The organism is Ectobacillus sp. (assembly GCF_056992975.1).
Window position 1 is genome coordinate 19,030 of sequence record NZ_JBXKMX010000100.1, and the last position, 20,695, is coordinate 39,724.

22 protein-coding genes and 2 other annotated features are annotated in these 20,695 nt (G+C 39.0%); all 22 genes read right to left on the bottom strand.

The window, feature by feature from the left end; translation table 11 throughout:
* Nucleotides 1–24: 24 nt before the first annotated feature.
* Entirely contained in the window at nucleotides 25–3,558 is a 3,534-nt protein-coding gene (rpoB, locus tag AC11ZT_RS04990; RefSeq protein ID WP_379971381.1) for a DNA-directed RNA polymerase subunit beta, read from the bottom strand.
* 256 nt (nucleotides 3,559–3,814) lie between these two features.
* A complete protein-coding gene (locus AC11ZT_RS04995; RefSeq protein ID WP_484058546.1) occupies nucleotides 3,815–4,414 on the bottom strand; it encodes a class I SAM-dependent methyltransferase in 600 nt (199 codons plus the stop codon).
* A 165-nt stretch (nucleotides 4,415–4,579) separates the two neighbouring features.
* Nucleotides 4,580–4,942, bottom strand: a complete 363-nt coding sequence (gene rplL / locus AC11ZT_RS05000) for a 50S ribosomal protein L7/L12 (RefSeq protein WP_484058547.1) — start codon at nucleotides 4,940–4,942, stop codon at nucleotides 4,580–4,582.
* Nucleotides 4,943–5,006: 64 nt separating this feature from the next.
* On the bottom strand, nucleotides 5,007–5,507 hold the full coding sequence (rplJ, locus tag AC11ZT_RS05005; RefSeq protein WP_484058548.1) for a 50S ribosomal protein L10: 501 nt from the start codon (nucleotides 5,505–5,507) through the stop codon (nucleotides 5,007–5,009).
* A gap of 37 nt (nucleotides 5,508–5,544) precedes the next feature.
* Nucleotides 5,545–5,686 (bottom strand) — a sequence feature (ribosomal protein L10 leader region).
* A gap of 47 nt (nucleotides 5,687–5,733) precedes the next feature.
* Nucleotides 5,734–6,426, bottom strand: coding sequence for a 50S ribosomal protein L1 (gene rplA, locus AC11ZT_RS05010; RefSeq protein WP_484058549.1), 693 nt, complete (start codon nucleotides 6,424–6,426; stop codon nucleotides 5,734–5,736).
* Between the two features lie 164 nt (nucleotides 6,427–6,590).
* Nucleotides 6,591–7,016: a 50S ribosomal protein L11 gene (gene rplK / locus AC11ZT_RS05015; RefSeq protein ID WP_379971376.1), complete on the bottom strand. Its 426-nt coding sequence runs from the start codon at nucleotides 7,014–7,016 to the stop codon at nucleotides 6,591–6,593.
* A gap of 167 nt (nucleotides 7,017–7,183) precedes the next feature.
* Entirely contained in the window at nucleotides 7,184–7,717 is a 534-nt protein-coding gene (gene nusG, locus AC11ZT_RS05020) for a transcription termination/antitermination protein NusG (protein WP_484058550.1), read from the bottom strand.
* Between the two features lie 121 nt (nucleotides 7,718–7,838).
* A complete protein-coding gene (gene secE, locus AC11ZT_RS05025) occupies nucleotides 7,839–8,018 on the bottom strand; it encodes a preprotein translocase subunit SecE (protein ID WP_379971374.1) in 180 nt (59 codons plus the stop codon).
* 30 nt (nucleotides 8,019–8,048) lie between these two features.
* Nucleotides 8,049–8,195, bottom strand: a complete 147-nt coding sequence (rpmG, locus tag AC11ZT_RS05030; protein WP_484058551.1) for a 50S ribosomal protein L33 — start codon at nucleotides 8,193–8,195, stop codon at nucleotides 8,049–8,051.
* Nucleotides 8,196–8,357: 162 nt separating this feature from the next.
* Nucleotides 8,358–9,026 carry an RNA polymerase factor sigma-70 gene (locus AC11ZT_RS05035; RefSeq protein WP_484058552.1) on the bottom strand — a complete coding sequence of 223 codons (669 nt, stop codon included), beginning with the start codon at nucleotides 9,024–9,026 and terminating at the stop codon, nucleotides 8,358–8,360.
* 62 nt (nucleotides 9,027–9,088) lie between these two features.
* A complete protein-coding gene (locus AC11ZT_RS05040) occupies nucleotides 9,089–9,601 on the bottom strand; it encodes an NYN domain-containing protein (protein WP_484058553.1) in 513 nt (170 codons plus the stop codon).
* Between the two features lie 2 nt (nucleotides 9,602–9,603).
* Nucleotides 9,604–10,347, bottom strand: a complete 744-nt coding sequence (gene rlmB / locus AC11ZT_RS05045; protein ID WP_484058554.1) for a 23S rRNA (guanosine(2251)-2'-O)-methyltransferase RlmB — start codon at nucleotides 10,345–10,347, stop codon at nucleotides 9,604–9,606.
* 1 nt (nucleotide 10,348) lies between these two features.
* Nucleotides 10,349–10,744: a Mini-ribonuclease 3 gene (locus tag AC11ZT_RS05050; protein ID WP_484058555.1), complete on the bottom strand. Its 396-nt coding sequence runs from the start codon at nucleotides 10,742–10,744 to the stop codon at nucleotides 10,349–10,351.
* Between the two features lie 2 nt (nucleotides 10,745–10,746).
* Nucleotides 10,747–12,147: a cysteine--tRNA ligase gene (gene cysS / locus AC11ZT_RS05055; RefSeq protein ID WP_484058556.1), complete on the bottom strand. Its 1,401-nt coding sequence runs from the start codon at nucleotides 12,145–12,147 to the stop codon at nucleotides 10,747–10,749.
* On the bottom strand, nucleotides 12,144–12,797 hold the full coding sequence (cysE, locus tag AC11ZT_RS05060; RefSeq protein ID WP_484058557.1) for a serine O-acetyltransferase: 654 nt from the start codon (nucleotides 12,795–12,797) through the stop codon (nucleotides 12,144–12,146). Before cysE ends, cysS begins: the two co-directional genes overlap by 4 nt.
* An 88-nt stretch (nucleotides 12,798–12,885) precedes the next feature.
* Nucleotides 12,886–13,101, bottom strand: a binding site (T-box leader).
* Between the two features lie 36 nt (nucleotides 13,102–13,137).
* Nucleotides 13,138–14,595: a glutamate--tRNA ligase gene (gltX, locus tag AC11ZT_RS05065; RefSeq protein ID WP_484058558.1), complete on the bottom strand. Its 1,458-nt coding sequence runs from the start codon at nucleotides 14,593–14,595 to the stop codon at nucleotides 13,138–13,140.
* Between the two features lie 47 nt (nucleotides 14,596–14,642).
* Nucleotides 14,643–15,122, bottom strand: coding sequence for a 2-C-methyl-D-erythritol 2,4-cyclodiphosphate synthase (ispF, locus tag AC11ZT_RS05070; protein ID WP_484058559.1), 480 nt, complete (start codon nucleotides 15,120–15,122; stop codon nucleotides 14,643–14,645).
* Nucleotides 15,123–15,134: 12 nt separating this feature from the next.
* Entirely contained in the window at nucleotides 15,135–15,818 is a 684-nt protein-coding gene (ispD, locus tag AC11ZT_RS05075; protein ID WP_484058560.1) for a 2-C-methyl-D-erythritol 4-phosphate cytidylyltransferase, read from the bottom strand.
* A 13-nt stretch (nucleotides 15,819–15,831) separates the two neighbouring features.
* The gene (locus AC11ZT_RS05080; RefSeq protein ID WP_484058561.1) at nucleotides 15,832–16,929 is read right to left on the bottom strand and encodes a PIN/TRAM domain-containing protein; all 1,098 of its coding nucleotides are present in this window, start codon (nucleotides 16,927–16,929) and stop codon (nucleotides 15,832–15,834) included.
* Between the two features lie 146 nt (nucleotides 16,930–17,075).
* Nucleotides 17,076–18,149, bottom strand: coding sequence for a DNA integrity scanning diadenylate cyclase DisA (disA, locus tag AC11ZT_RS05085; RefSeq protein WP_484058562.1), 1,074 nt, complete (start codon nucleotides 18,147–18,149; stop codon nucleotides 17,076–17,078).
* Nucleotides 18,149–19,528, bottom strand: coding sequence for a DNA repair protein RadA (radA, locus tag AC11ZT_RS05090; protein ID WP_484058563.1), 1,380 nt, complete (start codon nucleotides 19,526–19,528; stop codon nucleotides 18,149–18,151). The genes disA and radA overlap by 1 nt, the downstream gene beginning before the upstream one ends.
* Before the next feature lie 141 nt (nucleotides 19,529–19,669).
* Nucleotides 19,670–20,695: AAA family ATPase (locus tag AC11ZT_RS05095; RefSeq protein WP_484058564.1), on the bottom strand; the 1,026-nt coding region annotated here is incomplete at its 5' end.

The window sequence follows — 20,695 nt, forward strand, 5'->3', positions numbered from 1 at the left end:
TTTTAATCTACAGGTTATACCCAATTATTCTTTCGTTGTTTCAACTTCGATATTTAGCTTATCAGCAGATTGATGATCGTCATCTTCGTCGATATCACGCATTTCAATCTCTTTGTCATCGCTGGACATCATTTTAACATCCATACCTAAACTTTGAAGTTCTTTGATTAGTACTTTAAATGATTCTGGAACGCCTGGCTCTGGAACATTTTCACCTTTAACAATGCTTTCGTATGTTTTCACACGACCGACTACATCATCTGATTTCACAGTCAAAATTTCCTGAAGCGTATACGCTGCTCCGTATGCTTCAAGAGCCCAAACTTCCATTTCCCCAAAACGTTGTCCGCCAAATTGAGCTTTACCTCCAAGAGGTTGCTGTGTTACGAGTGAATATGGTCCAGTAGAACGAGCATGCAATTTATCATCAACCATGTGAGCAAGTTTGATCATGTACATAATACCTACAGACACACGATTATCAAATGCTTCACCTGACCGGCCATCATAAAGAATGGTTTTTGCATCACGAGCCATACCGGCTTCTTCAATAGTTGACCAAACATCTTCTTCACGAGCACCATCAAATACTGGAGTTGCTACATGAAGACCAAGACGACGAGCAGCCATACCTAAGTGTAATTCTAGTACTTGCCCGATATTCATACGAGAAGGTACGCCTAGTGGATTTAACATGATATCAATCGGTGTACCATCTGGAAGGAACGGCATATCTTCTTCCGGTAAGATACGAGAAATAACCCCTTTGTTACCATGTCGACCGGCCATTTTATCACCGGCAGAGATTTTACGTTTTTGAACAATGTATACACGAACGAGTTGATTTACTCCTGGTGGAAGCTCATCGCCGTCTTCACGGTTGAATACCTTCACATCCAGAATAATACCTCCGCCGCCGTGTGGTACACGTAAAGACGTGTCACGAACTTCGCGTGCTTTTTCACCGAAGATTGCATGTAAAAGACGTTCTTCAGCAGTCAGTTCTGTTACGCCTTTTGGCGTTACTTTCCCAACAAGAAGATCTCCATCCTTAACTTCTGCTCCGATGCGGATAATACCACGTTCATCTAAATGACGAAGTGCATCTTCCCCTACGTTCGGAATATCACGTGTGATTTCTTCAGGTCCTAGCTTTGTGTCACGTGCTTCTGATTCATATTCTTCGATATGAACAGATGTGTACACATCATCTTTGACAAGACGTTCACTCATGATAATCGCATCTTCATAGTTATAACCATCCCATGTCATGAAGCCTACAAGGACATTACGACCAAGCGCAAGCTCACCCTTTTCCATGGAAGGACCATCAGCAAGGATTTCACCTTTCACAACACGATCTCCAACACTAACAATTGGACGTTGATTATAGCAAGTTCCTTGGTTGGAACGGATAAATTTAAGCATTCTATAACGATCTAAATCACCTTTGACCATTTGACCGTCTACCTCTTCATAGCGACGAACCCAAACTTCCTTCGCTTCAACACGTTCCACAATACCAGGATGCTTACAAATTACAGCAGCCCCTGAGTCTTTTGCTGATACGTATTCCATCCCTGTACCTACAATAGGTGCTTCTGGATTTAGCAAAGGTACCGCTTGACGTTGCATGTTTGCTCCCATCAAGGCACGGTTAGAGTCATCGTTTTCTAAGAATGGTATACAAGCCGTAGCGGCAGATACTACTTGTTTAGGAGATACATCCATGTAATCAATTCGTTCACGAGTTGTTACGATATTTTCACCACGGAAACGTGCGATAATATCATCATCAAGGAACTCTCCATCATCAGAAAGGAGCATGTTTGCTTGCGCAACAACATAGTTATCTTCTTCATCTGCAGTCAAGTAATCAACATGACCAGTAACGCGTCCCGTTTCTGGGTCAACACGGCGATAAGGAGTTTCAATAAACCCAAACTCATTTACCTTTGCAAAAGAAGATAATGAGTTAATCAAACCGATGTTTGGACCTTCCGGCGTTTCAATCGGACACATACGACCATAGTGAGAATAGTGAACGTCACGTACTTCAAAGCCTGCACGCTCACGAGTCAAACCACCAGGTCCTAGCGCAGAAAGGCGACGTTTATGCGTTAATTCAGCAAGTGGATTCGTTTGGTCCATGAATTGAGAAAGCTGTGAACTTCCGAAGAATTCCTTAATAGATGCAATAACAGGACGAATATTAATTAAAGCTTGTGGTGTAATTGCATTCGTATCTTGGATCGACATTCTTTCACGAACAACACGTTCCATACGAGAAAGTCCAATGCGGAATTGGTTTTGCAAAAGTTCCCCAACAGAGCGAAGACGACGATTTCCTAGATGATCAATATCATCCGTGTCTCCTACTTTGTAAAGTAAATTAAAGAAATAACTAATAGATGCAATAATATCAGCAGGTGTAATATGCTTAATACTACGATCGATATTGGCATTTCCAATTACATTAAGTATTTGTTGCTCTTCTGCATCTGGTGCAAAAATCTTAATGGATTGCATATTGACTTCATCTTCAACAACTCCACCATTAGGTCTAGCTGTTTTGAATCCGATATTTTTTTCTAGCGCTGGTAAAATACGATCTAATGTACGACGATCGAGTATAGTTCCTTCTGTCGCTAGGATTTCACCCGTTTCAGGATCCACGAGTGTTTCTGCAAGCGTTTGGTTAAATAGTCTATTTTTTATGTGTAACTTTTTATTAATCTTATAACGTCCTACATTCGCTAAATCATAACGTTTTGGATCGAAGAAACGAGAAACAAGCAAACTCTTTGCATTATCCACTGTAGGAGGTTCACCTGGACGTAAGCGTTCATAAATTTCAAGCAATGCCTTATCCGCTGTATCTGTGTTGTCCTTCTCTAGCGTATTGCGCAAATATTCATTTTCGCCTAAAAGATCCACGATTTCTTGATCAGATCCGAATCCAAGAGCACGTAATAACACAGTTACTGGTAATTTACGTGTACGATCAATCCGTACGTAAACTACATCTTTTGCATCTGTTTCATATTCAAGCCATGCACCACGGTTTGGAATAACAGTAGCAGTAAAGCCATGTTTTCCGTTTTTATCAATTTTTCCGTTAAAGTATACACTAGGAGAACGAACAAGTTGAGAAACGATTACACGTTCTGCTCCGTTAATCATGAATGTTCCTGTTTCTGTCATTAACGGGAAGTCACCCATAAACACGTCTTGTTCTTTCACTTCACCAGTTTCTTTATTGATAAGACGTACCTTTACCCGAAGTGGTGCAGCGTAAGTCACATCACGTTCTTTACACTCTGGCACAGAGTACTTCGGTTCTCCTAAGCTATAGTCAATAAATTCAAGAGAAAGATTTCCTGTGAAGTCCTCAATAGGGGAGATGTCCTGGAACATTTCTCGCAAACCTACATCAAGAAACCATTGATAGGAAGAGGTTTGAATTTCAATAAGATTTGGTAACTCTAATACTTCATTAATACGGGCATAACTTCTTCGTTGGCGGTGGCGTCCGTATTGAACTAGTTGACCTGTCAACTGCTTCACCCCTCAAATCATGAGTATTATATAAATGCACAAATGTGCAAAAAACACGAACTAAAGCATTCACATCACTATGTGAATTTCATATCGTGCAAAAAAGAAAAATGGCTTCTTAAAAGAAAACCATTAATTTTGTTTCTGACTGTACCGATTTTACTATCTTTTCCGATAAATGGGAAAATATACATGAGTAAAACCTGGAAAAATACATATTGGCATTTTATGATTTTATCACATGCGAAAAAAACCGTCAATATTTTTTTGATTTTATGATATAATATCCTTTTTTCTTTACAACTACCTCAACAGATGCAAATACTTCATTCAATTTTTCAAGTGCCGACGGAGCACCTTGCTTTTTTTGAATGACAATCCACAACTCTCCGCCTGGAATCAGATAGTCATGTGCCTCTACCAAAATTTGATGGACGGTTTTCTTGCCTGCTCGAATAGGTGGGTTCGATAAAATTGCTGCATACTTACCTTCCACATGTTCATACAGATTGCTTGCAAAAACATGTACGTTTTCTACTGAATTCAAAGTCGCATTTTCCTTTGAAAGTTGCAAGGCACGTTCATTCACATCAATCATATCTACATGCCTATTCGCAAAACCCTTTGCGATAGATAATCCAATTGGACCATATCCGCAACCAACATCTAAAAATGCACCTTCCACTTCAGGAGCTCGAAATGCTTCAATCAGTAGCCTAGAGCCAAAATCAACCTCACGCTTCGAAAACACTCCGTGATCCGAAAAAAAAGTGAATACATGGCCACGCAGAGAAAAATCCCATTTATGACGATCACTCTTGCTCGTCGGCTGATTAGAATAATAATGCTCAGACATTCCATCACTTCCTTTACAAGAAAAGTGGGCCTGGCTTCTGGAGTTAGCCAGGGAAACTAGACACAAGAAAAGCAGGCCTAGTCAAATCAAAAAAATTCAAATTTTCTTGCCGTATAAAAAAAGCTCGCATAAAAGCGAGCTTTTTTTATTCAGGCACCAATGAAATTATTTAACTTCAACAGATGCTCCAACTTCTTCAAGTTTAGCTTTGATTTCTTCAGCTTCTTCTTTAGATACAGCTTCTTTAACAGGTTTTGGAGTTTCGTCAACAAGACCTTTTGCTTCTTTCAAGCCAAGACCAGTGATTTCACGAACAACTTTGATAACCTTGATTTTTTGTGCGCCTGCAGCAGTAAGAATTACATCGAATTCAGTTTGTTCAGCAGCTTCAGCAGCTCCGCCACCAGCTACAACAGCTACTGGTGCAGCTGCAGTTACGCCAAATTCTTCTTCGATTGCTTTTACTAGGTCGTTTAATTCTAATACAGTCATGTTTTTAACTGCTTCAATGATTTGTTCTTTAGTCATTTTAAATATCCTCCCTTATTTGCGTATAATTTAAATACATTCATATCTCAAACGAAATTGAAACTTAAGCGCCTTGTTCTTCTTTTTGTTCAGCAACAGCTTTTGTAGCAAGTGCAAGGTTACGGATTGGAGCTTGAAGAACGCTAAGCAACATAGAAAGTAGACCTTCGCGAGATGGTAGTTCAGCGATTGCTTTCACGTCTTCTGCAGTTGTGATTTTGCCTTCGATGACACCCGCTTTGATTTCTAACTTTTCATGCGTTTTTGCAAAAGCATTTAATACTTTCGCAGGTGCAACTACGTCTTCACTACTAAATGCAATTGCGTTAGGACCTGTTAAGAATTCGTTCAATCCTTCTACATTTGCTTCTTCAGCAGCGCGACGAGTTAATGTGTTTTTGTAAACTTTAAATTCAACGCCTGCTTCACGTAATTGCTTACGTAAATCAGTTACTTCAGCAACAGTTAAACCACGATAATCTACAACTACCGTTGATTTGCTGCCTTGTAGCTTCGTTGTGATTTCAGATACAATTGATTGCTTTGCTTCCTTTACTTTGTTCATCGTTACACCTCCTGTAAGACTGGATTGTACCGATACCGTGCGTATAGAAAAACCCCCATGCGCATAATAGACATGGAGGTTTCGTAGTCACAGATAAGATCCTGCTTCTATTCTAACACCTCGGTAGGAAATTAAGCCTTGTTGGCTCCTACTGTCTACGGTACAGATATTAAATTACAACATTGAATATTATATTAAAACTTCGCAATGAAGTCAACTTTAATTATTAAGCAAAAGTAGAAACGTCTACTTTCACACCAGGTCCCATTGTAGATGCTACAGTAACGTTTTTAATGTACGTTCCTTTAGCAGCAGACGGTTTCACTTTAATCATCGTATCAAACATAGTTTGTAGGTTTTCTACAAGCTTAGCATCTTCGAAAGAAACCTTACCAATTGGAACACTAATGTTACCAGCTTTATCAATGCGGTATTCTACCTTACCAGCTTTGATTTCGTTTACTGCTTTTGTAACATCAAATGTAACTGTACCTGTTTTAGGGTTTGGCATTAAACCTTTAGGTCCAAGAACACGACCCAATTTACCAACTTCACCCATCATATCAGGTGTTGCTACTACAACATCAAAGTCGAACCAGCCTTGTTGGATTTTCGCAATGAATTCTGAATCTCCAACGTAGTCAGCACCAGCTGCTTCTGCTTCTTTCAATTTTTCACCTTTAGCGAAAACTAACACACGTTGTGTTTTACCTGTTCCATTTGGAAGCACGACAGCACCACGGATTTGTTGGTCAGCTTTCTTAGGATCAACCCCTAAACGAAATGCTACTTCTACACTTGCATCAAATGAAGCGACATTTGTTTTCTTAACAAGCTCAATTGCTTCAGTTACAGCGTAAGCAGCTGTACGATCCACAAGCTTAGCAGCTTCTAGATACTTTTTACCTCTTTTTGCCATTTGTAGTTCCTCCTTATTGTGGTTTTAGCGGAATAACCTCCCACGTATGCGTCTCTAGTTTAGGATCAGACGCGAATCCTTACCTAATTAAATCAGGATTTACGATAATAAAGGTTGCGAATTGATAAGACCCGCAACCTTCTTTTTAGATCAAGACAAACGAATTAATCCTCGACAACAATACCCATGCTACGTGCAGTACCTTCAACCATACGCATAGCTGATTCTACGCTAGCAGCATTTAAATCAGGCATTTTTTGTTCAGCAATTTCGCGTACTTTGTCGCGTTTAATTGTTGCCACTTTTTTCTTGTTCGGTTCACCAGAACCAGATTGAATTCCTGTAGCTACTTTAAGAAGAACAGCAGCTGGCGGAGTTTTCGTAATAAAAGTGAAAGAACGATCTTCAAAAACTGAGATCTCAACAGGGATAATTAAACCAGCTTGGTCAGCTGTACGAGCATTGAACTCTTTACAGAAGCCCATGATGTTAACACCCGCTTGTCCTAGTGCCGGACCAACCGGTGGAGCTGGATTTGCTTTTCCTGCAGGAATTTGTAATTTTACAACTTTGATTACCTTTTTAGCCACGAGACACACCTCCTTAAGTCCGTGATGTGGTAAATGGGCGTTAGCCCTCCCACTTACCTTTTATCTTTTTTAAAAGATAAAAGTATTATTGCGTCTACCGTATCTAATTTAAAACAGTCTGACTAGCAAATAATATCATTATTTTCTTGCCATTACAAGTTATTATTTCACAATTTTGCAATTTGAGCAAAATCCAGTTCAACCGGTGTTTCACGGCCAAACATATCTACTAATACAGTTACTTTTTTCTTCTCTTTATCTACTTCTTCAATAATACCTGTATAGTTAGCAAACGGTCCTTCTGTCACACGAATGGTTTCTTTCATTTCAAAATCGAAATCTACTTTATCGTTCTCTACATCCATGTGTTTAAGGATTCCCACAACTTCTTCGTCTAAAAGCGGTGTCGGTTTAGATCCAGATCCTGCTGAACCAACGAATCCGGTTACACCTGGAGTATTACGTACGACATACCAAGAATCATCCGTCATAATAATTTCTACAAGCACATAACCTGGGAATACTTTTCTCTTGATAAGCTTTTCTTTCCCATTCTTCTTTTCTACTTCTACTTCTTCCGGCACAACAACACGGAAAATTTTATCTTGCATATTCATAGTCTCAACACGTTTTTCAAGATTCATTTTCACTTTATTCTCATAACCAGAATAAGTATGTACAACATACCAATTTTTTTCCATTCCGTTAGGACTACTGTCCTTCCCTCCCTGATACTACCATTTTTTCTCAAATGAAAAAACCCGTTAACCGGGTTTTTCATACTGTACATATACGATTCATTATATCATGTACGAGACCATTTTATTCAAGTATTAAACGAATTAAAGAAGAAATTCCTGTATCTAATAAGGCAAAGAATACCGCAAAGAACACTACAGTTACAACAACTGTAACTGTGTAGCGAACAAGTTCTTTTCTTTTTGGCCAGCTTACCTTCTTCATTTCGCGACCTACATTGCCAAAAAAGTCAGTCAAATGCATCTATGGGACCTCCAATATGAATAGCAATTGTTATTTTGTTTCTTTGTGGACGGTTTGAATATTGCATACTTTACAAAATTTTTTCATTTCTAGACGCTCCGTAGAGCCTGCATTCTTCATCGTGGAGTAATTTCTGCTATTACATTTTGTACACGAAAGCATAATCTTCTTACGCATAAACCTAACACCAACCTCATAATACCATGTATATAAAAATGTAACATAGATTGAAAGTTCATGTCAATTATACGATAGAACAATAGTAATCATAAAGAATATGGACTGAGGGGCCCTTATCATTACGGCTCCTCAGTCCATATTTTATTAGATCGCTACTTTTCAAAGCGCATGCAATGCTGCACTTTCACGCATTTCTACATAACGTTCTAACTTGCGTTTCACACGCTGCAAAGCATTATCGATTGATTTCACATGACGATTCAATTGTTCTGAAATTTCTTGATATGAGCGACCATCTAGATATAAAGATAGAACCTTTCTTTCCAAATCGCTCAATAATTCAGATATTTTAAGTTCTATATCAATATATTCTTCTTGACTTATAATCATCTCTTCTGGGTCTGTCCCTTTCGTCTCCGAAATGACATCTAATAATGTGCGATCAGATTCCTCATCATAGATTGGCTTGTCCAATGATACATAGGAGTTTAACGGGATATGTTTTTGCCTAGTTGCTGTTTTAATAGCAGTGATAATTTGGCGTGTAATACATAATTCAGCAAATGCCTTAAAGGAAGATAGCTTGTCCTCTTTATAGTCACGAATGGCTTTAAATAAACCAATCATTCCTTCTTGAACAATATCTTCTCGATCTGCCCCTACTAAAAAGTAGGATCTTGATTTAGCACGTACAAAGTTTTTGTATTTATGAATTAGGTACTCTAGCGCGTCATCGTCACCTTTTCTCACAACCTCTACTATCTCTTCATCTTCTAACTCCAGAAACTGTGAGTTGCTATCACGTAACAAATCTAATTCCACATTCATCCCTCCGCCCCCAAGTTAGATAGAAATATTATACAGTAGACGTTTTAGAAGCGTCAATAACCTTAACGCTCCCCACGTCGTAATTTTTCTAATTTTTCTGTCACTTCTTTGCTATACCTTGGTTCAGATACACCTGTCGTGATAGGTTTTTCCTTAATCTTCTTTCGTACCTGCTGCTCAATCGATTGCACTTCAATTTCTAGCTCTCGAGCCGATTTTCGAAGGGCTCCTTGTCCAAAAATTGCCCATTGTTCTGTGAAATCAGATGTTGCAACATGAATACGCGTATCAACCTTTCTAAGATGGATGGCTAGCTGCTCGATTTTTTGATCTGCTGTTTGGTTTTTACGTGTGAAAATAACTTCTACTTTTGCTTGTTTCATTTTTTTTTCAATGCCTTGCACGATGTAAGCATCAAAAACAATCATAACTTTTACTCCCGTAAACGCCTGATAATCTGCCATTTTATCAATGAGAAGATCCCTGGCTCCCTGCAAATCGTTATCTCGTAACGATCGCAAAGATTCCCAGGCACCAATTATGTTATATCCATCTACGAGTAAAATTTCTTTCATAATTAAACACCAATAGGATGTCGCTTTCGAAATACCTCATACATTAAAAGGCTTGCAGCAACTGAAGCATTTAACGATGTCACTTTCCCAACCATGGGTAATTGTACAAGAAAATCGCATTTTTCCGTTACAAGGCGGCTCATCCCTTTTCCTTCACTTCCAATTACGACACATAATGGCATAGTACCATCTAGATTACGAAAATCATCCGTACCTTTCGCATCTGTCCCCGCAACCCATATACCGCGATCCTTCAGCTCATCTAACGTTCGGGCCATGTTTGTTACACGAACAACGGGTATATACTCTATAGCACCCGTTGATGCTTTAGCAACCGTTGCAGTTAGACCTACCGCCCTGCGTTTTGGAATAATGATTCCATGTGCTCCTACAGCATCCGCTGTTCTCATAATACTTCCTAAATTGTGCGGATCCTCGATCTCATCAAGAAGTAAAAAGAATGGCGCCTCATCTCTCTCTTTTGCAAGTGCAAATAAATCATCTAATTCGCTATACGCATAAGCAGCAACTTGAGCAATTACACCTTGATGATTTCCTTCTACCATCTGATCTAGCTTCTTTTTAGGAGACTGTTGTATAATAATACCATTTTCTTTGGCTAATTGTAATACAATTTGAATTTGTCCTTTAACTGCGCCTTCTGCAACCCAAATCTTATTAATGTCGCGTCCTGACTTAATGGCCTCAATAATTGTATTTCTACCCATAATGTACTCTTCCGACACATTACATGCCTCCCTTCTCTATAATAGCAATGCTTTGTTTTACAAGTTCATCCACGCGGTCTTTATTTTCTAACAAGTAATGATAGCCAATTAGCGCTTCAAATGCCGTACTATAACGATACGTCACGACGTCTGTATTTTTTGGTACAGACCCAGATTTTGCGTTTCTTCCTCGTTTAACTACAGCTATTTCTTCCTCACTTAATTGTTCCTTGTCTATTAACGTTAGAATTATGCTTGCTTGCGCCTTTGCAGAAACATATTTCGTTGCTGCTCGGTGAAGCTGATTGGGTCTAATTGCCCCTTGCATAAGAAGGTGATGACGAATATATTGTTCATATACTCCATCACCCATATAGGCTAAAGCTAAACTATTTAACTGTTTTGCATCAAACATGCTTATCCTCTTTTCCATCTCGGGCCTTGCGGCGTGTCTTCCAATATAATGTTACGTGCTTTTAATTCATCACGAATTTCATCTGCACGTGCGAAGTTACGATTTTTACGTGCATCGATTCGTTCTTGAATTAACGAGTCAATTTCCTCGTCTAATAAATCTTCTTGCATATCAAGTGATAGTCCAATGATACCAAATAAATCGTTTAATTCTTTAATTAACGCTTCAATCACTTGTTTCGATGTATGTTGCTCTAACAAATATTGATTTGCGAAATTCGCTAAATTATACAGTACGGTTACTGCATTGGCCGTATTAAAATCATCATCCATTGCTTCTTCGAACTGTTTACGAAATTGCGATAGTTCTTTGATCCATCTTTCATCATTTTCAGCTAAATTGCTACTGCTTTGTAAACGATGCTTTAAGTTTAAGTAGGAGGTTTGAATACGGTCCAATCCATTTTGTGTACTTTGTAGCAATTCTTCATTAAAATTAATCGGATGACGATAGTGTACGGAGAGCATGAAAAATCGAATTAATCTTGCTTCGTATTGCTGAATAATATCATGAACAAGGATAAAATTTCCGAGTGATTTTGACATTTTTTCGTTATTTATATTGATATAGCCGTTGTGTAACCAATATTTTGAGAATGGTTTCCCAGTTAAAGCTTCAGATTGTGCAATTTCATTTTCATGGTGCGGGAAGGAAAGATCTTGCCCACCAGCATGAATATCAATGGTGTCTCCTAAATATTTACGTGCCATAGCAGAGCATTCAATATGCCAGCCTGGACGCCCTTTCCCCCACGGACTATCCCAAGAGATTTCTCCTACCTTCGCTGCTTTCCATAAAGCGAAATCAAGCGGGTCCTGCTTCTTTTCTCCTACTTCAATCCGTGCGCCGTGACGAAGTTCTGAAATGGATTGATGAGATAACTTCCCGTACTCCTCAAATTCTTTTGTTTTATAATATACATCGCCTTCAGACGCATAGGCATATCCTTTATTCACTAGTTCCTGAATAAACTGAATAATCGTATCCATATTTTCAGTCACCCGCGGATGGACATCAGCATGACGGCATCCTAGTGCCTCTACATCTTCAAAATACGCATCAATAAAGCGATTTGCGATAGTTGGTACATCCTCAGCTAGCTCTTTCGCAGCACGGATTAACTTATCATCTACATCCGTAAAGTTTGAAACATACTTTACTTCGTATCCTTTGTATTCTAAATAGCGTCTTACAGTATCAAATACGATAGCAGGGCGAGCATTCCCAATATGAATGTAATTGTAAACCGTAGGACCGCATACGTACATTTTTACTTTCCCTGCTTCTAAGGGCACAAACTCTTCTTTCGCACGTGTTAACGTATTATAAAGATAAATAGTCATCGGTTCCTTTCCCTTCCTTCCTTCCTGGCTTCTAATTGCTGTCTTAACTGTTGAATTTCTTGTTCCATCGTCCGCAGTTTATCTGCAATTGGATCAGGTAAATCGCTATGATTTAAATCCCGCTTTATTTTCACTCCATCTTGAATAACTACTCTTCCAGGGATTCCTACTACTGTAGAATTTGGTGGTACCTCTTTAAGCACCACGGATCCCGCACCAATTTTTGAGTTTTCTCCGACTGTTATGGACCCTAACACTTTTGCTCCCGTTGCAATCAATACATTATCTTGAATTGTCGGATGCCGCTTTCCTTTTTCTTTCCCAGTACCACCTAATGTAACCCCTTGAAACACACTCACATTATCTCCAATTTCACACGTTTCTCCAATGACGACTCCCATACCATGGTCAATAAAAAAGCGCTGTCCAATTTTTGCTCCAGGATGAATTTCAATACCCGTAAAAAAGCGACTCATTTGAGAGGTTACCCTAGCTAGAAAGAAAAAACGTCGTTTATATAAAGCATGGGCGATGCGATGTGACCAAATCGCATGTAATCCAGAATATGTCAATATGACCTCTATATAACTTCTTGCTGCCGGATCTTGTTCAAAGATTACTTCTACATCCTCACGAAGCCGCTTAAACATCGTATCTCCCCCTTTTTTAAACCCTAATAAAATTTGTTACTTATTGGCAGATTCATTTTTGAAACCAAAAAAAAGACACCTCTGTAAACACAGAGGCGCCTATAGCGCGGTTCCACTCTGTTTAAGTCAAAACCTTGACTTAACTCAAATGAGATAACGGCTTTAGGCCGCTTCTGCCTACTTCATTCAACAGAAGACTCAAAGGCGCACTTCAGAAAAACAATTCTTAAACCATTTTCAGCCTAATGATGGTTCTCTCTGAAAAGAATATGTTTTTCTTACTCTTCCTTCTCTTTGCTTTACGATATACATTCATTATATTGCAAAATAGACCCAATTGTTAATGAATCAATTTGTTAATTCGATTGATTACTTTTTCCTTGCCGAGTAACTTAATAACATTTGGAAGCTCAGGTCCATGTTCTTCACCAGTTGCTGCAACGCGAATTGGCATAAAGAGCTTTTTCCCTTTATTACCTGTTTTCTTTTGTACTGCTTTTATCGCAAGCTTAATATTTTCAGGTGTAAATTCTTCCAAGGCAGCTAGCTCTTCGGCGAAAGCAGCAAGTACGACAGGTACTTGTTCTTCTCCTAATATAGCTTGTCCAGCTTCGTCATACGTCACATCTTCACGGAAAAACATATCAGATAATTCCACGATTTCAGCGCCATAACTCATTTGATCGTGATACAACGCAATCAAATCTGTAATCCAAGCCTTTTCTTTCTCACTCATATTTTCACCTACGCGACCTGCTTTTACAAGGTGAGGTAAGCTAAGCTCTACTACGCGCTCAAGTGATTGCTGTTTCACATATTGGTTGTTCATCCATTTTAGCTTTTGTGTGTCAAACACTGCAGGTGATTTAGACAAACGAGCTGAATCAAACATTTCAACAAACTGTTCTATTGTAAAAATTTCATCTTCCCCAACTGGAGACCAACCTAATAGTCCAATGAAATTTAATAATGCATCTGGTAAGTATCCAAGTTCTGCATATTGTGAAATAAATTGAAGAACCGATTCGTCACGCTTACTCAATTTTTTTCTATTTTCATTTACGATTAAGGTCATATGGCCAAATTCAGGTGCTTTCCAGCCAAACGCTTCGAAAATCATCATTTGCTTCGGGGTATTTGATAAATGCTCTTCTCCGCGAAGTACGTGGGAAATTTCCATCAAATGATCATCTACTGCAACAGCAAAGTTATAAGTTGGAATACCATCCTTCTTCACGATAACAAAATCACCAAATTCATCAGAATTAAAGGTAACATCGCCTTTGACAAGATCATGGAATGTATAATCTTTATGGTCTGGAACGCGGAAACGAATGCTAGGCACACGTCCCTCTGCTTCAAATTCTTTTCTTTGCTCTTCTGTTAAATTACGGTGCGTACCTGTATAACGAGGAGTTTCACCTGCAGCAATTTGTGCTTCCCGCTCAGCTTCCAACTCTTCCTCTGTTACATAGCATTTATATGCTAAGCCCTGTTCTAGCAGTTGTTCATATAGTTCCTTATAAATATCTAAACGTTCTGTTTGACGATACGGACCATAGGGACCTCCGATATCTGGGCCTTCATCCCAACCTATCCCAAGCCATTTTAAATTACTTAGTTGACTTTCTTCTCCGCCTTCAACATTTCGCTTTAAATCTGTATCTTCAATTCGAATCACGAAGTCTCCGCCATGATGCTTAGCGAATAAATAGTTAAATAGGGCTGTTCTCGTATTACCAATATGCAAATGTCCAGTTGGACTTGGTGCATATCTCAATCTTACTTTATTTGACATGTGTGGACACCTTCCGTCTTTAATTCATACTTATAAAGTGTATAGGGTTATTGCTTTTTTTTCAACAGTACAACTGCTTGAGATGCAATTCCTTCCTCACGTCCTGTAAATCCTAGTTTCTCCGTTGTGGTTGCTTTTACATTTATATTCTCAGTAGATGTTGCTAAGATACTGCTAATCCGACTTCTCATTTCTTCTATATGAGGTGCCATCTTCGGTTTTTGCGCAATAATTGTACAATCAAGATTGGATAAATCATAACCCTTTTCTTGTACAAACTCCCACACTTTCTCTAGCAGCACTGCAGAGTCTGCATCTTTAAAGGCAGCATCCGTATCGGGAAAATGCTTGCCAATATCTCCGGCAGCAATTGCTCCTAAGCAAGCATCGGCAATTGCATGTAGCAATACGTCTGCATCTGAATGACCAACTAATCCAAGTTCATACGGTATGGTTACTCCTCCGATAATAAGGGGTCTTCCTTCTGCAAATGCATGTACATCAAAACCTTGTCCAATTCGAAACATCAAACTTCCTCCCTACATATCCTTTCGTGTAAGAAAACTTTCTGCTACAACGAGATCGTCAGGTGTTGTAATTTTTATATTGTAGTAGCTACCCTGTACAACCCCTACCTCTTTATGTATATATTCTACGAGACTCGCATCATCCGTACCAAAAAACGAGTCTTTCTTAGCCACTGCATGTGCTTCGGAAAGAATCGACGTTTGAAATCCTTGAGGCGTTTGAACTGCCCAAAGACTTGAACGTTCAACCGTTTCTACAACAGACAATTCTTGCACACGCTTAATTGTGTCCTTTACGGGAACAGCACAAATAGATGCTCCCTTTCTTACTGCCATTTGAAGTACGTCATCTATAATAGATTGTGTAACGAACGGACGAGCCCCGTCATGGACAAGTATATAGTCTGAACCAATTGCCTTCAAGACACCATTATAGACGCTATCCTGACGTTCTTCTCCCCCTTCAACATACATAATCTCTTTTTTTATATCATACTTCGCAATGAGTTGCTCAAACAATTTATAATCATCTTCATGAACGGCTAGTATGATACGTTCACACTTAGGATCCTCGTCAAATACGCGTAACGTATGAATAATAAGAGGGACAGATGATACTGACAAAAACAATTTGTTTTTGCCTGCTCCCATCCGTTTCCCCCTTCCTGCGGCTGGAATGATTAATGTATATTTCATAAGTAGCTCCTGATTATTGTGCTTTTTCGAGTAACTTTCTCTTAGCAAAAATCATACGACCGGCTGATGTTTGAAGTACACTTGTTACAAGAACCACAATTTGCGTACCAATGAACTCTCTACCATCTTCAACTACAATCATCGTACCATCATCTAAATAGGCTACACCTTGATTATGCTCTTTTCCGTCTTTTACAACATATACATGTAACTCTTCTCCAGGAAGTACGACAGGCTTGATTGCATTTGCTAGGTCATTAATATTAAGTACTTTAACTCCTTGTAGTTCGCAAACTTTATTTAAATTAAAGTCGTTCGTTACAACAACCCCATTTAATAATTTTGCTAGCTTTACTAACTTACTATCAACTTCCTGAATGTCTTCAAAATCACCATCATAGATTTCTACTTTTATATCTAGTTCTTTCTGAATTTTGTTCAGAATATCCAAACCACGACGGCCCCGATTACGCTTTAATGTGTCGGAGGAATCTGCTATATGTTGTAGCTCCTCAAGAACGAAATGAGGAATTAAGATCGTCCCTTCGAAAAAACCAGTTTGACAAATATCAGCAATGCGACCATCAATAATGACACTGGTGTCTAATAACTTAAAGTTACTTGGAGAATCCTCTTCCGTATCTTCTCCTGCCGCACCCTTTTTCTTGCTTCCTCGTTGTGGAAGTGAGAACAATGCAACAAGCTCATTCCGTTTCTTAAATCCAACTTGGAATCCCAAATAACCGAGAAGTAATGTAATAAATATTTGCAATACGGTACTAATCATTTGAATCGTAATCGATTTAATAGGTAAAAGAATTAAGTAAGCAACTATAAGTCCAGTAATAAGTCCTAAACTACCGAATAAAACATCCGTAACCGGTGCTTTTACCAACGCTTCTTCTACCGCCTTAATGAAATGGACGATGTAATCAACGACCCAAAATGTAGCGATAAACAAAACAATGGCACCAACGATTGCTCGTACGTATGATTCTGCTAACCAATTTACAGAACCGACATTTAATACATCTATAATTTGGGGAATAAGAAATATTCCTAATGCTCCTCCAATTACAATAAAGAAAAGCTGTACAATTCGTTTTATCATGAAACCACCTCCTACACATTATAGACATTCTTGCTCTATTAAAAACATGCAATAACAAAGCATTTGAATAGTTTGCTTACCAATATATCATACCATATTTAAAAAAGGTTTGAATTTTTCGAAATTGTCACAGATATGTAACAATATTAGTTGTGGCGACTCATGTATAAATGCTCTTGAATTCGTTTTAATCCGTCGCGTATTTTCTTTGCACGCACTTCTCCAATTCCTTCTACTTCATCTAATTCAGATAAGGTTGCACGACATACTCCATGCAAATTTTTAAAGCGATTAATTAAATTTTCAATAATAAGAGGAGGCAAACGAGAAATTTTCCCAAGAATACGATATGCCCGTGGCGTAATACTTTCTTCCATATTTACTTGCGCAGAAAAACCTAATAGCTTTAACATGTCACTGTCTTCTAGTAAAGATGTGTTCGAAAGCTCCTGCAACCTTTTTAGCACTTGCTTATAATCCTGTGTTTTCCCTTGATAGTAATCTTTAATTAGTAGTGCAGCTTCTTCTTCTAAATCTGCAATTAATTCTGTTAGTTGCAGACGAATAAGCCTTCCTTCCGATCCTAGTTCATGAATGTAATTATATATTTCATTTTTTATACGAAGTACCATCTCTACGCTATGTAAGACGTGAACAACTTCAGATATTGTCACCGCTTCCTCAAACTCAAGTACACCTAAGTTTGTAATACCTTCAGACCATACAGCCTTATATTTTTCCAAGGTTTGTATCGCTTGATTTGCTTTCGTTAAGATTACACCAATATCCTTTAATGTATACCGTAAATGTCCCTGATATAACGTGATAATATTTCTTCTTTGCGAAATCGCAATAACAAGATTTCCAGTTTGCTTTGCAACACGTTCTGCTGTTCGATGCCTCATTCCCGTTTCTATCGATCCAATGTGCGCTTCAGGTGTAAGCTGTGCATTGGCTAATATAATTTTCGTACCCGTTTCATTTAGGATAAGGGCTCCGTCCATCTTCGCAAGCTCGTATAAGTTAGAAGGGGAAAATGAACAATTAATATGAAATCCTCCATCTACAATGCTTTTCATTTGATCATTATAGCCAAGTACAATAAGCCCCCCCGTTTGCGCACGGAGTACATTCTCAATTCCTTCCCGTAAAGGTGTTCCGGGTGCAATTAATTGCAATATGGAAATGATACTTTTGGATTTTTGTTTTGTTTCGTCCATTATGATCCTCCTAGTGTGCACCGAAGAGCCTCTCCAATATTGGATACGCCGACTACTTCAATTCCTTCTGGGATGGTCCAACCGCCTATATTTTTCTTCGGAATAATTGCTCGTTTAAAACCAAGTTTAGCCGCTTCTTGTACCCGTTGATCAATTCTTGATACTCTTCGAATTTCACCGGTTAGTCCTACTTCTCCGATTACTGCATCTGTTGGAGACGTCGGCTTATCACGAAAACTAGATGCAATACTCAGCGCAACTGCTAAATCAATAGCTGGTTCATCTAGCTTCAGTCCTCCTGCAACTTTTAAATAGGCATCTTGATTTTGCAGTAGCATACCTGCTCGTTTCTCTAATACCGCCATAATAAGTGACACACGATTATGATCCATCCCTGTCGCCATACGTCTGGGATTTCCAAAACTTGTTGGGGATATTAATGCTTGAATTTCAACAAGAACAGGACGTGTTCCTTCCATCGAAGCAACAACAATTGAACCTGCAACACCTACGGGCCGCTCTTCTAGAAAAATTTCAGATGGGTTCAGAACTTCTTGTAAGCCTAGTTCCTTCATTTCAAAAATTCCAATTTCATTTGTTGAACCAAATCGGTTTTTGACTGCTCGCAAAATGCGATATGTATGGTGTCTTTCTCCTTCAAAATACAACACTGCATCCACCATATGCTCTAGCATACGGGGCCCTGCAATATTACCTTCCTTTGTAACATGACCAACAATAAATATAGGAATCCCTTTAATTTTTGCTAATTTCATTAGCTCTGCCGTACATTCACGAACTTGTGATACACTTCCTGGTGCAGATGTTACCTCAGGTAAATAAATCGTTTGAATGGAATCAATGACTACAAAGGCAGGACTCATTTCCTCCACATGCTGGACGATACGCTGTAAATCGGTTTCTGAATACACGTATAAGTTATCACTACTAACTTGTAGCCGATCGGCCCGAAGCTTGATTTGCTTCTGCGATTCTTCCCCTGAAATATATAATACTTGATAAGAACTTTCAGCGAGTTGAGAGGATACTTGAAGAAGTAACGTGGACTTACCAATTCCGGGATCTCCGCCAATTAATACAAGTGAGCCATCTACGATCCCGCCGCCTAATACGCGATTTAGCTCTTGAAATTTCGTCGTAATGCGCGCTTCATTGATTGTTTCTACATTGGTAATTGGCCGAGGCTTAGCTACTTCAGATTGCATTCCTGTCGCAAACACGACTCGGCGCGATGACACTGGTGCTTCCATTTCCTCCACAAGTGTATTCCATGCCCCGCATCCTGGGCACTTCCCCATCCATTTCGGTGACTCATAGCCACAATCCTGGCAAACAAACTTTGTTTTCTTTTTCGCCATAATTTCCCTCCTTACTATCTCTGTTAAGGCCCCGTTCTTTGGTGACATAAGATAAACCTATACAGAGTTCTATCGTAAAGCGGAGCAATGTATTCTTATACAAGAAAAAGGGCTACTTTCTAGCCCTTTTTTCTTGTACTCTTATTTTACCTTTTCTACGCTGCGAATGACAAACGATTCTCCCTCTACATCTAGTACAACTTTCTGTCCTTTTTCAATTGTTCCCTTTAACAGTTCCTCAGACAAGCGATCTTCAACATGTTTTTGGATAGAGCGTCGTAACGGACGTGCTCCGTACTCAGCATCAAAGCCTTTATCTGCTACTAAATCTAAGGCAGGCTCTGTTAGCTCGAGATCAATTTCTTGTTCATGGAGACGATTCTTTAATTGTTGAACCATAAGCGTTACAATTTGTCTAATATGTTTCTTTTCTAACGGATGGAACACAATAATTTCATCAATCCGATTTAAAAATTCCGGACGAAACGCTTGTTTCAAATCCTTCATTACTTTTTCTTTCATATCCGAGAATTCTCTGCCCTCATCCTGAACGTTAAATCCAAGATGTTGTGTTTGTTTTAATGTAGATGCTCCCACGTTAGATGTCATAATAACAATGGTATTACGAAAATCAACTGTGCGTCCTTTGGAATCAGTCAATCTTCCATCCTCTAAAACTTGAAGCAAAATATTAAATACATCAGGATGTGCTTTTTCAACCTCATCAAGTAGAACTACGGAATAAGGCTTTCTGCGAACCTTTTCTGTGAGTTGACCGCCTTCATCGTATCCAACATATCCTGGAGGAGAACCGACAAGACGAGAAGTAGAATGTTTCTCCATGTACTCTGACATATCGATACGAATCATAGCATCCTCATCACCAAACATCGATTCTGCTAATGCACGAGCAAGCTCTGTTTTCCCTACCCCAGTCGGTCCTAGGAAAATGAAGGATCCAATCGGACGTTTTGGGTCTTTTAATCCAGCTCTTGCACGGCGTACGGCCTTCGCTACTGCAATAACCGCTTCATCTTGACCAATTAAACGATCATGCAATACACTTTCTAGATTTAACAGTTTATCTGTTTCAGTTTGAGCCAACTTTGATACTGGAATACGCGTCCAAGTTGATACAACACTTGCAATGTCTTCAACCGTCACTTC

Bases quoted from the DNA above. Each gene is read 5' to 3' on its own strand.
- AC11ZT_RS04995 (WP_484058546.1), bottom strand. From the start codon at position 4,414: ATGTCTGAGCATTATTATTCTAATCAGCCGACGAGCAAGAGTGATCGT.
- secE (WP_379971374.1), bottom strand. From the start codon at position 8,018: ATGCATTTGACTGACTTTTTTGGCAATGTAGGTCGCGAAATGAAGAAG.
- radA (WP_484058563.1), bottom strand. From the start codon at position 19,528: ATGGCGAAAAAGAAAACAAAGTTTGTTTGCCAGGATTGTGGCTATGAG.
- AC11ZT_RS05080 (WP_484058561.1), bottom strand. From the start codon at position 16,929: ATGATAAAACGAATTGTACAGCTTTTCTTTATTGTAATTGGAGGAGCA.
- disA (WP_484058562.1), bottom strand. From the start codon at position 18,149: ATGGACGAAACAAAACAAAAATCCAAAAGTATCATTTCCATATTGCAA.
- cysS (WP_484058556.1), bottom strand. From the start codon at position 12,147: ATGACTATTTATCTTTATAATACGTTAACACGTGCGAAAGAAGAGTTT.
- nusG (WP_484058550.1), bottom strand. From the start codon at position 7,717: ATGGAAAAAAATTGGTATGTTGTACATACTTATTCTGGTTATGAGAAT.
- AC11ZT_RS05040 (WP_484058553.1), bottom strand. From the start codon at position 9,601: ATGAAAGAAATTTTACTCGTAGATGGATATAACATAATTGGTGCCTGG.
- rpmG (WP_484058551.1), bottom strand. From the start codon at position 8,195: ATGCGTAAGAAGATTATGCTTTCGTGTACAAAATGTAATAGCAGAAAT.
- rplJ (WP_484058548.1), bottom strand. From the start codon at position 5,507: ATGAACAAAGTAAAGGAAGCAAAGCAATCAATTGTATCTGAAATCACA.
- cysE (WP_484058557.1), bottom strand. From the start codon at position 12,797: ATGTTTAAGCGGCTTCGTGAGGATGTAGAAGTAATCTTTGAACAAGAT.
- AC11ZT_RS05050 (WP_484058555.1), bottom strand. From the start codon at position 10,744: ATGTTTGATGCAAAACAGTTAAATAGTTTAGCTTTAGCCTATATGGGT.
- rplL (WP_484058547.1), bottom strand. From the start codon at position 4,942: ATGACTAAAGAACAAATCATTGAAGCAGTTAAAAACATGACTGTATTA.
- ispD (WP_484058560.1), bottom strand. From the start codon at position 15,818: ATGAAATATACATTAATCATTCCAGCCGCAGGAAGGGGGAAACGGATG.
- gltX (WP_484058558.1), bottom strand. From the start codon at position 14,595: ATGTCAAATAAAGTAAGATTGAGATATGCACCAAGTCCAACTGGACAT.
- rplA (WP_484058549.1), bottom strand. From the start codon at position 6,426: ATGGCAAAAAGAGGTAAAAAGTATCTAGAAGCTGCTAAGCTTGTGGAT.
- ispF (WP_484058559.1), bottom strand. From the start codon at position 15,122: ATGTTTCGAATTGGACAAGGTTTTGATGTACATGCATTTGCAGAAGGA.
- AC11ZT_RS05035 (WP_484058552.1), bottom strand. From the start codon at position 9,026: ATGAATGTGGAATTAGATTTGTTACGTGATAGCAACTCACAGTTTCTG.